The following is a 15,251-nucleotide window of genomic DNA, read 5'->3' on the forward strand; positions in this document are numbered from 1 at the left end:
ATGACATTCGCAAAACTTAGGATCGACGCCGGTTTAACTGTGGATGAAGTGGCGTCACAATTTCGGGTTGCTCCCGAGCTCGTCGCGAAGTGGGAAGAGGGGAGTTGTGAAGCGCCTTCGCACATTTGCCGTTCGCTTGATGTTTTGAAGCAATATGCTCCGCACGCGTCGGCCGACATTGATACGTGTGCGGTTGCGTCTGGTGCCAAGCGGCCAGTGCGTCCTCAGACCGACGAGAATCCTCTGTCGGCTCGATTGACACGCCAGTCCACTTCCGACCAAGCCGCACCCGTGTCACCCGCCCTCATCAAATCCAAAAAGCGCGTTGCCGATCACGGCGAAGTGTTCACACCGCCATGGCTTGTCGAGCAGATGCTCGATCTCGTGCAGGGCGAGACCGAGCGGATCGACTCCCGCTTTCTGGAGCCGGCGTGCGGCAGCGGCAATTTCCTCGTGCCGATCCTCCAGCGCAAACTGGCCGCCGTTGAGGCGAAGTACGGCAGGTCCGATTTCGAGAAGCGGCACTATGCGCTTTTGGCGCTCACCAGCCTGTACGGGATCGAGCTGCTGGCCGACAACATCGCCGAGTGTCGGGCAAATATGCTGGAGGTGTTCGCCGCGTATCTCGGCATCGACGAGGAGGAAGAGCTTTATCGCGCGGCCGGCCATGTCCTTTCACTCAACCTGATCCACGGCGACGCGATGAAGATGGTCGCGGCCGATGGACAGCCGATGCGAGTCACGGAGTGGTCGTCAGTGGGCAAGGGCAAGTTCAACCGTCGGGATTTCCGGCTTGATTCGCTCACCCGCGCGGGCGAGCTTCGGCAGTCGAGCGTGCGGGAACAGGCTTCGCTGTTCGGGGGACTCGGGCGGCATGAGGTGTTCACGCCGGTGAAGGACTATCCGCCGATGACGGTGCGGGAGCTGGCGGCGGCGGACGGGGGGACGGAAGCGGATGCTGGACAAGGCTAGTTTCAGGCTGCGGGGGCGCAATCCCGACGTTCTGACGTGCATCGCCAACCTGTCGAATGACGAGGTGTTCACCCCGCCCGAGTTTGCCAACCGGATGCTCGACACGCTGGCCGACGCATGGGCGAAGGGGAATGGCGGCGCGAACATCTGGGTGGACCCGACGGTCCGGTTCCTCGACCCGTTCACCAAGTCCGGGGTGTTCCTGCGCGAGATCACCAGTCGGCTGATCGCCGGGCTGGCCGAGCAGATGCCGGACCTACAGGCGCGGGTCGATCATATCCTGACCAAGCAGGTGTTCGGCATCGGCATCACGACGCTGACCGCCCTGCTCGCACGGCGCAGCCTCTACTGCTCGAAGTTTGCCAACGGGGAGCACTCGGTTGCGAAGAGCTTCACGAGCGAAGCGGGCAATATCTGGTTCGAGCGAACCGAGCATCGGTGGAGCGAGGCGCGATGCACCTTCTGCGGTGCACCGCGCGAGGTCTTCAATCGGCCCGCCCCGCTCGACAACCACGCCTACGCGTTCATCCACACCAACGACATCAAGGCTCGCATGGGCGAGCTGTTTGGAGCCGACATGCAGTTCGACGTGGTTATCGGCAATCCGCCGTATCAGCTTGAGGATGGCGGATTTGGCACAAGCGCAGCTCCAATCTACCAACTCTTTGTCGAACAAGCGTTGGCCCTTGAACCTCGATATGCGGTCTTCGTTACGCCGTCTCGATGGATGACTGGCGGCAAAGGCCTTGATAAGTTTCGACAGGACATGCTTGCTGACAAGCGCCTCCGGAACATTGTGGACTTTCCCAAGCTCTATGAAGCCTTCCCCGGTGTGAAAGTTAGGGGCGGCATCTCCTATTTTCTTTGGGATCGAGATCACAAAGGCCCGTGCGAAGTCCAAACATTTTGGGACGGGCAACCCACGGGACCCGCCGTGTCCCGGTATCTCGACGCCTACGACGTCCTTGTACGACGCAATGAAGCGGTACCTATCTTGGAGAAAGTCAGGGCCAAGAGCGAACCAACTCTCAACAACCGTGTATCCAGCGGTAAGCCCTTCGGTTTCCGCACGTTCTTCCACGGCAAGCCAACCGCAACTGGCCTGAAGAACCCTGTGCAGCTCTATGGCTCCCAGAAGATTAGCTGGATCGAGCGATCGGAGGTTGCAGTTAACGCTGCGTGGATCGACGAATGGAAGGTGCTTATGACGGCGGTACAGGGGACCAGCGCTGCCGTCGAAACGAAGTTCCTTAGTCGTCCAATAATTGCAGCGCCGGGGACGGCGTGCACGGAAACATATCTCGTCGCAGGCCACTTTGCAGACGAGGCCTCGGCTAAGCACTATGCGACGTACCTTAGGACCCGCTTCGTTAGGTTCCTCGTGTCGCTTCGAAAGGTGACGCAGCACGCAACGCGAGACGTGTATAGCTTTGTCCCGGATCTGCCCTTGAAGCAGTCTTGGACCGATCGCAAACTTTACGACCACTACGGGCTGACCGATGACGAGATTGCATTCGTCGAAAGTCAGGTGGCCGAGCACAACGATGCACAGCTCTACGATGAATAGTCCATCGATCGAGGAAATCCTCACCCCCAAGCCCGAAGCCCGCCCCCGCATCTATGCCTATACCATTGCCGACGCCGCTCACGCCGGACTCCTGAAGGTCGGCCAAACCACACGCGACGTGAAGCAGCGCGTGGCGGAGCAGCTCAAGACGGCTGCGATCACAAACTACACGATCGAACTCAATGAGAGCGGCGAGCGCGATGATGGGGGGATCATCACCGACTATGCCGTCCGCGATCGGCTGAAGCAGAAGGGCTTCGCCAACCCACAGCTCGAATGGATGTGCTGCACCGTCGCAGACGTGAAGACCGTGCTGGCGGAGCTGCGCTCGGGCCAGCAGTTCACCGGCACGCACCACGAGACCTTCCCGATGCGGAAGGAGCAGGCGGCGGCCGTCGATCAGACCTACGCCTATTTCCATTCGCGCTGGCAGCAGGACATGCGCGCCGTCCCACGCTTCCTGTGGAACGCGAAGATGCGGTTCGGGAAGACGTTCACCAGCTACCAGCTCGCCAAGAAGCTCGGAGCCAAGCGCGTGCTGGTCGTCACGTTCAAGCCGGCGGTCGAGGACGCGTGGCGTACCGATCTCGAAAGTCATGTCGATTTCGACGGCTGGCAGTACCTGTCGCGCTCATCCGGCCGCGACCCGCGCCAGATCGCGGCGGACAAGCCGGTGGTTTACTTCGGCTCGTTTCAGGACCTGCTTGGGCGTGATGCGGCGGGCAACATCAAGCCGCAAAACGAATGGATTCACGCGATCAATTGGGACCTCGTGATCTTCGACGAATATCATTTCGGGGCGTGGCGGGACACTGCCAAGGAGCTGTTCGAGGGCGAGGATGCGCCCGTGGTCAAGGCGGCGGCGAAGCTGGAAGCCGATCTCGACGCGGTGAACGAAGACCTTGAGGTGCTTTCCGTAAACGAAGCGGAGTTCCTGCCCATCACCACACGGGCCTACCTCTACCTCTCGGGCACACCGTTCAAAGCGCTCGCCACGGGCGAGTTCATCGAAGAGCAGATTTTCAACTGGACCTACACCGACGAGCAGCGCGCGAAAGTCGAGTTCGCCGAGGCGCATCCGGAAAAGCGCAACCCCTATGGCGCGCTGCCGCAGATGCGGCTGCTGACCTATCAGATGCCTGACGAGCTGCTTCAGATTGCCAGCGCGGGCGAGTTTGACGAGTTCGATCTCAACGAGTTCTTCCGGGCGAGCGGCGTCGGCGTGCTCGCGCAGTTCGTTCACAAAGACGAGGTGCAGAAGTGGCTCAGCATCATCCGGGGAGCTTACGCACCGCAGACGGTTGAGGCGCTGAAGACGGGGACCAAGCCGCCGTTCCCCTATTCCGACGTGCGACTGCTGCCATACCTCCAGCACAGCTTCTGGTTCCTGCCAAACGTCGCCGCCTGTCAGGCAATGGCGAATCTGCTGGAGGAACCGCAGAATGCTTGGTGGTCCGACTACCAGGTCGTGGTCGCGGCAGGCACTGCGGCGGGTATCGGTTTGGACGCGCTCGGCCCGGTACGTGGGGCGATCGGGGGCGGTTTCGATACGAAGACCATCACACTGTCGTGCGGCAAGCTGACGACTGGCGTGACGGTTCCGCAATGGTCGTCGATCCTGATGCTACGGAACCTGAAGTCGCCCGAGACCTACTTTCAGGCGGCGTTCCGCGTGCAGTCGCCATGGTCGATCAAGAACCCGAACGGCGACAACCCGAACGAGGAGGAAATCCTTAAGCCGGCGTGCTTCGTGTTCGACTTCGCGCCCACCCGCGCGCTGCGCCAGCTCTCCGAATATGGCATCGGTCTGTCGCCGGGTGAGCCTAATCCTGAGAATGCCGTCCGCGATCTCGTCTCGTTCCTGCCCGTGCTCGCCTACGACGGCGCGAACATGACGCAGATCGACGCTGGCGGCATCCTCGACATCGCCATGGCCGGCACCTCTGCCACGCTGCTCGCGCGCAAGTGGGAATCGGCGATGCTGGTCAACGTGGACAACGAGACGTTGCGGCGGGTGCTCGACAACCCTGAGGCGCTGGCGGCGGTGGAGCGGATCGAGGGTTGGCGCAACCTTGGCGACAACATCATCGAGACGATCATCAACAAGAGCGAAAAGGTGAAGGCCCTCAAGGCCAAGGCGAAGGGGAAAGACCTGAGCAAGGCCGAGAAGCGCGAACTCACCGAGGAGGAGAAGGAGTACAAGTCGAAGCGCAAGCTTGTGCAGGAGAAGCTGATCAAGTTCGCTACCCGCATTCCTGCATTCATGTACCTCACCGACTTCCGCGAGAACACGCTCCAGGATGTGATTACAAAGCTGGAGCCGGAGCTATTTCAGACTGTGACAGGCCTCTCGGTAGCCGATTTCCACCTGCTCGTCCGGCTCAAGGTCTTCAACACTGAACGAATGAACGAGGCGGTCTTCGCATTTCGCCGATATGAGGATGCTTCCTTGCGGTATACCGGCCTTGATAGCCACGAAGGGCTCACTAGGTATGGGCTGTACGATACTGTAGTGGCGCGGGAATAAGGCGTATGTCAGTTTCCCTAACGTAGCCCCCAAAATCCATCACCACCCGTCATTCGCTGGTCCTTGGCAGAGGAAAGCCGTTCATGGGCGCCGTGCGGCCTTGCCGTGCGGGCGGCGGCGGGGCTAGGGGGAACGGGCAACCGGCGCGGCGCTGCCGCGCGTCTTGGCATGTGAGGCATAATGAAGGACAGGCTGGTCACGCTGTTCGGCGGCGGCGGATTTCTGGGGCGCTACATCGTTCAGGAGTTGCTGGCGGCAGGCGCGCGGGTGCGCATTGCGCAGCGCGATCCCCGCAAGGCCCTTTCGCTGAAGCCGCTGGGCGGCCTCGGCCAGATCCAGTTCATGGCGGCAGATGTGACGCGGCCGGACACCGTGGCGCGGGCGGTTGCCGGTGCCGATGCGGTGGTCAACCTGGTCGGCATCCTGAACGGTGCGTTCGATGCCGTTCATGCGGACGGCGCAGGGAATGTCGCACAGGCAGCGGCCGATGCGGGGGTGGGCGCGCTGGTCCATGTCTCTGCGCTGGGCGCCGATGCCGGTTCGGCCAGTGCCTATGGCCGGTCCAAGGCGGCGGGCGAGGCGGCCGTGCGCGCCGCATTCCCGCAGGCGACGATCCTGCGCCCCTCGATCGTGTTCGGGCGCGAGGATCAGTTCATCAACCGGTTTGCGGGCATGATCGCGTCCTTTCCGGTGGTACCCGTTCTGAAACCCGATGCCCGGTTCCAGCCCGTCTATGTCGTCGATCTGGCGCATGCCGTGGTCAAGGCGCTGGCCAACCCCGGCCAGTTCGGCGGCACCACCTATTCGCTGGGCGGGCCGGACACGATCAGCATGGGCGAGCTCAATCGCTGGATCGCCCGGGAGATCGGCAAGTCGCCCGCCATCGTCGAATTGCCCGACGCAGTGGGATCGATGATCGCGGGTCTGGGCTTCCTGCCCGGTGCACCCATCACCCGCGACCAATGGGCCATGCTGCAAACCGACAATGTCGTACCGGCCGGTGCCGAGGGGATCGAGGCGTTCGGCATCGCCCCGGTGCCGATGGCCAGCGTCGCCCCCGGCTGGCTGGTCCTGTACCGCCGCCAGGGACGCTTTGCGGACAAGCCCGCCTGAACGCGAGGGGCGGGTTCCTGAACGATGACGGGGGCGGCGCGGCCTGTCCCGACCGGCGGAGTGCGGCATGAACGACTGGCTGACCATCATCCTTTTGGGGATCCTGGAAGGATTGACCGAGTTTCTGCCGGTGTCGTCCACCGGCCATCTGATCCTGGCCAGCGAATTGTTCGGCTTTACCGGGGAATCGACGGTGGCGTTCAAGATCGCGATCCAGCTCGGCGCGATCCTGGCGGTGATCGTTGCCTATTGGGGCCGGTTCTGGCGGATCGGCACGGGGCTGCTGGCGTGGCAGCCGGGCCCGGTGGCGTTCACGCGCAATATCCTGTTGGGCTTCGCCCCCGCGCTGGTGATCGGCGTGCTTGCCTATGAGGCGATCCGTTCGGTGATGGAGCGGCCCGCGATCGTCGCGGTCGCGCTGATCGTCGGGGGCGTGGCCATTCTGGTGATCGAGCGGATGGTCAAGGTCGTGCGGTATCAGTCGGTCGAGGCGCTGCCGTTCGGCACGGCGCTGTCGATCGGACTGGTGCAGTGCATGGCCATGCTGCCGGGCGTCAGCCGGTCGGGCGCGACGATCATGGGGTCGCTGCTGATGGGGGTCGAGCGCCGGACGGCCGCGGAATTCAGCTTTTTCCTGGCCGTGCCGACCATGGCCGCTGCCACCGTCTATGCACTCTACAAGGACCGCGATCTGCTGACCTTTGACGACCTGAGCGCGATCCTGGTCGGATTTGCCTGTGCCTTTGTGGTTGCGCTTGCCGTGGTCAAGGCGTTCGTCGCGTTGGTCGGGCGCTATGGCTTCGCGCCATTCGCCTGGTACCGGATTGCAGTCGGCTCGGCCGCCCTGATCTGGCTCATGGCACGGTAGGTCCGGTTCGGACCGGACGAAATGATATTGCGCGGCGATACGGGTCAATCCTAGGTCCAGCCGCCAAAAATAAGGTAAGTATTACTGACTTAATCGCGCAAAACCGCGTGACTCAGAGCCTTTTCCCCGTTATGCGAGCCGCGCAATCGATAGGGACTGGGCGCATGGCCGACGACAAGATGCTGAAATTCGTGCAGCGCGAACAGGCGTATCCCGCCAAGCGTCCGCCGGAATTGCGGGCACAGGATTTCCGGGAAATCGCCGATCGCTATGCCCTGCCCAGTGCCGAGGATCAGGCGGGGCGATGCTCGCAATGCGGCGTGCCCTATTGCTCGGTCCATTGCCCGCTGCAGAACCATATTCCCGACTGGCTGCGCCTGACCGCCGAAGGGCGGCTGCGCGAGGCGTACGAGCTGTCGAACAGCACGTCGACCATGCCCGAAATCTGCGGCCGCATCTGTCCGCAGGACCGGTTGTGCGAGGGGAATTGCGTCATCGAGTTTTCGGGCCATGGCGCGGTCACCATCGGCTCTGTCGAAAAGTTCATCACCGATACCGCCTGGGAACAGGGCTGGGTCGAGCCGCTGGTGGCGGGTCCGGTGCGCGGCCAGTCGGTCGGGATCATCGGCGCGGGTCCGGCGGGTCTTAGCGCAGCGGACTATCTGCGCGCGCTGGGCTATGACGTCCATGTCTATGACCGGCACGACCGGGCGGGCGGCCTGCTGACCTATGGCATCCCCGGCTTCAAGCTGGAGAAGGAAGTCGTCATGCGCCGGGTCGATCGGCTGGCGGCGGGCGGGGTTCAGTTCCACCTCAACTTCTCGGTGGGTGAGGATGCGACGCTGGATGACCTGCGCTCGCGTCACGACGCGCTGCTGATCGCGACCGGCGTGTACAAGCCGCGCGATATCCGCGCGCCCGGTATCGGCAGCACGGGCGTGGTAGAGGCGCTGGATTTCCTGACCGCGTCGAACCGCAAGAGCTTTGGCGATGCCGTGCCCGCGTTCGACGATGGCAGCCTGAACGCGGCCGGCAAGCATGTCGTCGTGATCGGCGGCGGCGACACCGCGATGGACTGTGTGCGCACCTCGATCCGTCAGGGTGCGAAGTCGGTGAAGTGCCTTTATCGCCGCGACCGCGCGAACATGCCGGGGTCGCAGCGCGAGGTTGCCAATGCCGAGGAAGAGGGCGTCGAGTTCGTCTGGCTCTCCGCGCCCGAGGCGTTCGAGGCGGATGGCGATGGCCAGGTGACGGCGGTGCGCGCGTCCAAGATGCGGCTGGGCGCGCCCGATGCGTCGGGCCGCCGCGCGCCGGAGGCCGAGCCGGATGGCGGATTCCGGCTCGACGCCGATCTGGTCATCAAGGCGCTCGGCTATGATGCCGAGGACCTGCCCAAGCTGTTCGGCGCCGAGGATCTGGGCGTCACCCGCTGGGGCACGCTGCGGGTCGATCATCAGACGATGATGACCAACCTGTACGGCGTGTTCGCCGCCGGAGACATCGTGCGCGGCGCCAGCCTGGTCGTCTGGGCCATCCGCGACGCGCGCGACGTGTCGGAACGGATGCACAAATGGCTGAAGACCAAGGCTCGCGCCGAACAGGTGGCTGCGTAATGCGGTGGGGGCTCGTCGTGATGGCCGCGGCAGTCGCAGCGGCAATTGCTGCACTTACGTCGATTGTGGTCCAGCCAGCGACAGCGCATCAGGCGTCCGTTCAGCAGCCATCGGCGGCGGCCATGAAACTGGCGCAGACGGTCAATTCGCGGTCGGGCCTGCTAATCGAGCATTCGAACGCATTCGAGAACGGCGAGATGCGGGCCGGCCTGCTGGCTGACGCTGATGTTGAAGCGCTCGAAAAGGATTATCCCGGGATAGTCGCACACATGCTGGTGCGCATGCGCCCGGTGATTGAACGGCAAGTAGAGACATCGTTACCCGATCTTTGGCAGCGTACGGCTCTGCTGTTTGATGCCAAAATGACGCCAGAGGAAATCGAACAGGCATATACCTATTATACGTCCCCAGCCGGGCAGCGATTGATCTCCAAAGTCCATGAACGCTTTGATGTCAAACCGATGATTGCTCAGGTATTAAGTGACCCCGACAGCAATGTGACTACCGACAGCATCAGGCAAGGGCTGGCCAATACGATACCATCGATCGTGGCCGAATTTTCGAGTGAAGATCAAATAGCGCTGTTAGCATTTACGCGCACATCGGCCTTCGAAAAAATAAAGGCGCTAAATCCGCTGCTGGCGCAGACCAAAACAGAATGGTCGAACGAGTCAACGCCCGAAGAAGATGCGGAGATTGAGCGAGTTGTTACCGAAGCGGTTGAACAGTTTATTGCTGATAGCGAATAGAGCGCTTGTCATTGTCCATTAACTGGACGCGTGCCCCTATTGGAATCCTGAAAGAGACAAGATGATTGATCAACGCCTCCGCCTTGCCACCGAGGGTATGTATCGCCCGGAGTTTGAATCCGATGCCTGCGGTGTCGGCATGATTGCGGCGACGGATGGCAAACGGTCGCGCCGCGTGGTTCAGGCCGGGATTGATGCGCTGAAGGCCGTGTGGCACCGGGGTGCCGTCGATGCGGACGGCAAGACCGGCGACGGGGCGGGCATCCATGTCGACCTGCCGGTCGCCTTCTTCGACGATGCGATTGCCGATGGCGGCCACCGCGTGCTGCCCAACCGGCTGGCCGTCGGCATGGTGTTCCTGCCACGTACCGACCTTGGCGCGCAGGAATTGTGCCGCACCCTGGTCGAGGCGGAACTGATCGACGCGGGCTTCACCATCTATGGCTGGCGTCAGGTGCCGGTGAACGTCGCAGTGATCGGCCAGAAGGCGCAGGCAACCCGGCCGGAGATCGAACAGATCATGGTCGCCGGCCCGCTGCCCGATCAGGTCAGCGAGGCGGAGTTCGAAAAGACGCTCTACTTGGTCCGCCGCCGCATCGAAAAGCGGGTGATCGCCGCGCAGGTGAACGGCTTCTACATCTGTTCGCTGTCGTGCCGCTCGATCATCTACAAGGGCCTGTTCCTCGCGGAATCGCTGAGCGAATTCTATCCCGACCTGCTCGACGAGCGGTTCGAAAGCCGGGTCGCGATTTTCCATCAGCGCTATTCGACCAACACCTTTCCGCAATGGTGGCTGGCCCAGCCGTTCCGGTGCCTGGCGCACAACGGCGAAATCAACACGATCCGCGGCAACAAGAACTGGATGCTCAGCCACGAGATCAAGATGGCCAGCATCGCGTTCGGCGAGCAGAGCGAGGACATCAAGCCGGTGATCCCGGCCGGCGCGTCGGATACGGCGGCACTGGATGCGGTGTTCGAGGCGCTGGCCCGTTCGGGCAAGGATGCGCCGACGGCCAAGCTGATGCTGGTGCCGGAGGCGTGGCAGGGCGCGAAGGAAGTGCCCGACGCGCACATGGCGATGTACCAGTATCTGGCGAGCGTCATGGAGCCGTGGGACGGCCCGGCGGCGCTTGCCATGACCGATGGCCGCTGGGCGGTGGCTGGGCTGGACCGCAACGCCCTGCGGCCGCTCCGCTATACCCGCACCAATGACGGCCTGCTGATCGTGGGTTCCGAAACCGGCATGGTGCCGGTGCCGGAGGCGACGGTGCTGGAAAAGGGGCGGCTTGGCCCCGGTCAGATGATCGCCGTCGACCTGGACGAAGGCCGGCTCTACACCGACCGCCAGATCAAGGACCGGGTCGCAGGCGAGGCGGATTATGCCGCGCTGGTCGCCAATTTCCAGTCGATTGCCGACCTGCCCGATACCGGTGCCAACGTGCTGCGCTATGACAGGGCGGACCTTGCCCGGCGGCAGGTGGCGGCCGGCCAGACGCTGGAGGATATGGAGCTGATCCTGTCGCCGATGGTGACGACCGCCAAGGAAGCGGTGGGATCGATGGGCGACGATACGCCGCTGGCCGTCATTTCCGACAAGCCGCGCCTGATCAGCCAGTTCTTTCGCCAGAATTTCAGCCAGGTGACCAATCCGCCGATCGACAGCCTGCGCGAGCGGCAGGTGATGAGCCTGAAGACCCGGTTCGGCAACCTGGCCAACATCCTGGAAACGGCGGAACGGGCGAACCCCGTGCTGGTGCTCGATTCGCCGGTGCTGACCTGTGCCGAATGGGATCGGCTGCGCGCCAATTTTGCGGTCAGTGCGGCGACCATTTCCTGCCTGTTCCCAGCGGGATCGGGCGCGGAGGGGCTGCGCGCCGCCATCGCTCGCATCCGCGCCGAGGCCGAACAGGCGGTGCGCGAGGGCAAGGCCGAGCTGTTCCTGACCGACGAGGATGTCGATGCCGACAACATCGCCATACCGGGCGTGCTGGCGGCGGCGGCGGTGCACACCCACCTGGTGCGCCAGGGGCTGCGGTCCTATGCCAGCATCAACGTCCGCACTGCAGAGTGCCTAGACACGCATTATTATGCCGTGCTGATCGGCGTCGGCGCGACGACGGTGAACGCCTATCTGGCCGAGGCATCGATTGCGGATCGCCACGCGCGCGGGCTGTTCGGCGACATCGCGATCGACAAGGCACTGGAAAATCACCGCAAGGCGATCAACGAGGGCCTGCTCAAGATCATGTCGAAAATGGGGATCGCCGTGATCTCCAGCTATCGTGGCGGCTATAATTTCGAGGCGGTCGGCCTGTCCCGCGCGCTGGTCCACGATCTGTTCCCCGGCATGCCGGCCAAGATTTCGGGCGAGGGCTATGCCTCGCTCTATGTCAATTGTTCGGAACGGCACGAAGCGGCGTTCGACCGCGCGGTGGCCACGTTGCCGATCGGCGGTTTCTATCGCCACCGGGCGGATGGCGAGGCGCATGCCTATTCGGCGCAGCTGATGCATCTGCTGCAATCGTCGGTGTCCAGCGACAGCTATTCGACCTATCTGCAGTTTTCGCGCGGGGTCCGTGACCTGCCGCCCATCTATCTGCGCGACCTGCTGGAATTCAATTTCCCGGCCGACGGCATTGCCATCGATCAGGTCGAGGCGATCACCGAAATCCGCAAGCGGTTCGTGACGCCGGGCATGAGCCTTGGCGCGCTGTCGCCGGAGGCGCACGAGACGCTGGCCATCGCGATGAACCGCATCGGGGCCAAGGCGGTGTCGGGTGAGGGCGGCGAGGACAAAGTCCGCTATTCCCCCTATGCCAATGGCGATAACGCCAATTCGGTGATCAAGCAGATCGCGTCCGGCCGGTTCGGCGTGACCGCCGAATATCTGAACGCCTGCGACGAGATCGAGGTGAAGGTGGCGCAAGGGGCCAAGCCCGGCGAGGGCGGCCAGCTGCCCGGGTTCAAAGTGACCGAGTTCATCGCGCGGCTTCGCCATTCGACGCCGGGGGTGACGCTGATCAGCCCGCCGCCGCACCACGACATCTATTCGATCGAGGATCTGGCGCAGCTCATCTACGACCTGAAGCAGATCAACCCCAAGGCGCGGGTGTGCGTGAAGCTGGTCAGCTCGGCCGGCATCGGCACCGTGGCGGCTGGCGTGGCCAAGGCGCACGCGGACGTCATCCTGGTGTCCGGCCATGTCGGCGGCACTGGTGCCTCGCCCCAGACCAGCATCAAATATGCCGGGACGCCATGGGAAATGGGCCTGTCCGAGGTCAATCAGACGCTGACGCTGAACGGCCTGCGCGGGCGGGTGAAGCTGCGCACCGATGGCGGCCTGAAAACCGGGCGCGACATCGTGATCGCCGCGATCCTGGGCGCCGAGGAATTCGGCATCGGCACGCTGAGCCTGGTCGCCATGGGCTGCATCATGGTGCGCCAGTGCCATTCCAACACCTGTCCCGTGGGCGTGTGCACCCAGGACGAGGCGCTGCGCGCCAAGTTCGTCGGCACGCCGGAAAAGGTCATCAACCTGATGACCTTCATCGCGGAGGAAGTGCGCGAGATCCTCGCGCGGCTGGGCGTCAAGTCGCTCGACGAGATCATCGGGCGCACCGAACTGCTCAAGCAGGTGTCGCGCGGTGCCGAGCATCTGGACGACCTCGACCTGAACCCGATCCTGGCCAAGGTCGATGCGACCGAGGCCGAGCGGCGGTTCAGCCTGACCACCAACCGCAACGAAGTGCCCGACAGCCTCGATGCGCAGATGATCAAGGACGCGGCACCGGTCTTTGCCCGCGGCGAAAAGATGCAGCTGCAATATTCGGTGCGCAACACGCACCGGGCGGTCGGCACGCGCCTGTCGAGCGAGATCACCCGCACCTTCGGCATGGACAAGCTGAACGACGGCCATGTCCATGTCCGGTTGCGCGGCAGTGCTGGCCAGTCGCTGGGCGCATTCCTGTGCAAGGGCGTCACGCTGGACGTGTTCGGCGACGCCAACGACTATGTGGGCAAGGGGCTGTCGGGCGGGACGATCATCGTGCGGCCGCTCGTCTCCTCGCCTCTGGTCAGCCAGCACAACACCATCATCGGCAACACCGTGCTGTACGGCGCGACCAGCGGCCGGCTGTTCGCCGCCGGACAGGCGGGCGAGCGCTTCGCCGTCCGCAATTCGGGCGCGGAAGTGGTGGTCGAGGGCTGCGGGGCCAATGGCTGCGAATACATGACCGGCGGTACGGCGGTCGTGCTGGGTTCGGTCGGCGCCAATTTCGGCGCGGGCATGACCGGCGGCATGGCGTTCGTCCATGATGCGGACGGCAGCTTCGCCGAGCGCGCCAATCCGGAAAGCATCATGTGGCAGCGCATTGCATCCACCCATTGGGCGGACCGACTGCACGCGCTGGTTCAGGCCCATCATGCGGTGACCGACAGCAAATGGGCCGGCGAATTGCTCGAGGATTGGGACCGGGCGATCGGCGAGTTCTGGCAGGTGGTGCCCAAGGAAATGCTGACCCGCCTGCCGCACCCGCTGGACGATGCCGCCGTGGAACCGGAAATGGTGGCGGCAGAGTGAACCTCAGGGCCTGGATAGAGAACGCTCCTGCGGCGTTTCTCATCCTGGCGCTGCTGGCGGGTATGATCTGGCTTCAATGGGCCGCGATGCCGGCAAAGGGGCCGTGGAAGGAACGGGGCGGGACAGTCAAGCGCGTGGTCACTCGGGCAGCAGCCATGCGGGATACCCGTTTGATCACGGTTTTTCAGGTCGCGCTTGATAATGGCGAGGTTGCATCGGTCGGCGGAGGGTCGGGCTGCGTGCCTCAATACAAGGCGGGGGATCGCATCCGCCTTGTGCAACAGCCTATCAACAGCGGCGGTTATTACTGGCGCATGATCGATAGCTGGTGCCCTGAGCCGGTCGCTCTACCGAATGGTGTTAGCCGCACCACCGCGCTTCCCCCAGCCGGGGCGGCGCGGTAAGACCAACGTCATGTGGCAGCTCCTTCAATTCACCCTGTGTCCCTTTTCCCGCAAAGTGCGGCTGATGCTGGGAGAAAAGGGCGTGGGCTATGAACCGGTCCGCTATCTCCCATGGGAGCGGCGGGACGAGTTTCTCGACCTCAATCCCGCCGGCCAGACACCGGTGATGGTCGATCAGGCGCGCGGGCTGAAACTGATCGATTCGGTGGCGATCTGCGAATATTTCGAGGAAACGGTCGATCGTGCCACGCTGATCGGGGGTACGGCGGCGGATCGCGCCGAAATCCGGCGGCTCGTTTCCTGGTTCGACACGCAATTCTACCGCGAAGTCACCGGTCCGTTGATGTTCGAACGGATGGAAAAGCGGCTGGTCCACCGGGTCGGACCGGACACCGCCGTCCTGCGCCAGATCATGAAGGCGGCCGTCGAGCACCTCGATTACATCGATTTCCTGCTCGGTCATACCAACTGGATCGGCGGATCGACCATGAGCCTGGCCGATCTGGCGGCGGCGGCGCAGATTTCGGTGGCCGATTATCTGGGCGGCATCGACTGGAAAACGCACGACCAGGCCAAGCGCTGGTATCTGGGCATGAAGAGCCGTCCCAGTTTCCGACCGCTGCTCGCCGAACGGATGGAGGGCATCAAGCCGCCCGCGCAGTACGAGGCGCTGGACCTGTAATCCCGCATCGCGGCCAGCCCCGCATCTGTTGCCGATTGGCCGCAAGGTGCCTGTCATGCGCCGTCTTCTGCGGTCAGGATTCACGATGGCGGATGACACGGCCGCAATAGCCGTTACCATTCATCGTCAGGTGGATCGGACAGACGACTGTCGACCGCGTTTGGTGCCGAAGGGTTG

General features: G+C 63.4%; 10 protein-coding genes. All 10 read left to right on the plus strand.

Annotated features, from left to right (window positions below; all coding sequences use genetic code 11):
• The 10 genes from ACPVPU_RS03415 (at position 1) to ACPVPU_RS03460 (ending at position 15,074) form a co-directional block, all read left to right on the plus strand.
• Positions 1-972 carry a DNA methyltransferase gene (locus ACPVPU_RS03415; RefSeq protein WP_448659525.1) on the plus strand — a complete coding sequence of 324 codons (972 nt, stop codon included), beginning with the start codon at positions 1-3 and terminating at the stop codon, positions 970-972.
• A complete protein-coding gene (locus ACPVPU_RS03420) occupies positions 956-2,539 on the plus strand; it encodes an Eco57I restriction-modification methylase domain-containing protein (protein WP_448659526.1) in 1,584 nt (527 codons plus the stop codon). Before ACPVPU_RS03415 ends, ACPVPU_RS03420 begins: the two co-directional genes overlap by 17 nt.
• Positions 2,532-5,066, plus strand: coding sequence for a DEAD/DEAH box helicase family protein (locus ACPVPU_RS03425; protein ID WP_448659528.1), 2,535 nt, complete (start codon positions 2,532-2,534; stop codon positions 5,064-5,066). Before ACPVPU_RS03420 ends, ACPVPU_RS03425 begins: the two co-directional genes overlap by 8 nt.
• 180 nt (positions 5,067-5,246) lie before the next feature.
• Entirely contained in the window at positions 5,247-6,179 is a 933-nt protein-coding gene (locus tag ACPVPU_RS03430; RefSeq protein ID WP_448659529.1) for a complex I NDUFA9 subunit family protein, read from the plus strand.
• A gap of 67 nt (positions 6,180-6,246) precedes the next feature.
• Positions 6,247-7,047 (plus strand): undecaprenyl-diphosphate phosphatase, encoded by an 801-nt coding sequence (locus ACPVPU_RS03435; RefSeq protein WP_448659530.1) that lies wholly within the window; start codon positions 6,247-6,249, stop codon positions 7,045-7,047.
• A 164-nt stretch (positions 7,048-7,211) separates the two neighbouring features.
• Positions 7,212-8,660: an NAD(P)-dependent oxidoreductase gene (locus ACPVPU_RS03440; RefSeq protein ID WP_448659531.1), complete on the plus strand. Its 1,449-nt coding sequence runs from the start codon at positions 7,212-7,214 to the stop codon at positions 8,658-8,660.
• Positions 8,661-8,680: 20 nt separating this feature from the next.
• A complete protein-coding gene (locus tag ACPVPU_RS03445) occupies positions 8,681-9,409 on the plus strand; it encodes a hypothetical protein (RefSeq protein WP_448659532.1) in 729 nt (242 codons plus the stop codon).
• Between the two features lie 61 nt (positions 9,410-9,470).
• Positions 9,471-13,988 (plus strand): glutamate synthase large subunit, encoded by a 4,518-nt coding sequence (gene gltB / locus ACPVPU_RS03450; RefSeq protein ID WP_448659534.1) that lies wholly within the window; start codon positions 9,471-9,473, stop codon positions 13,986-13,988.
• Entirely contained in the window at positions 13,985-14,392 is a 408-nt protein-coding gene (locus tag ACPVPU_RS03455; protein ID WP_448659535.1) for a hypothetical protein, read from the plus strand. The genes gltB and ACPVPU_RS03455 overlap by 4 nt, the downstream gene beginning before the upstream one ends.
• Before the next feature lie 10 nt (positions 14,393-14,402).
• Positions 14,403-15,074: a glutathione S-transferase family protein gene (locus tag ACPVPU_RS03460; RefSeq protein ID WP_448659536.1), complete on the plus strand. Its 672-nt coding sequence runs from the start codon at positions 14,403-14,405 to the stop codon at positions 15,072-15,074.
• Positions 15,075-15,251 lie beyond the last annotated feature (177 nt).

This window comes from Sphingomonas paludis, assembly GCF_053502515.1.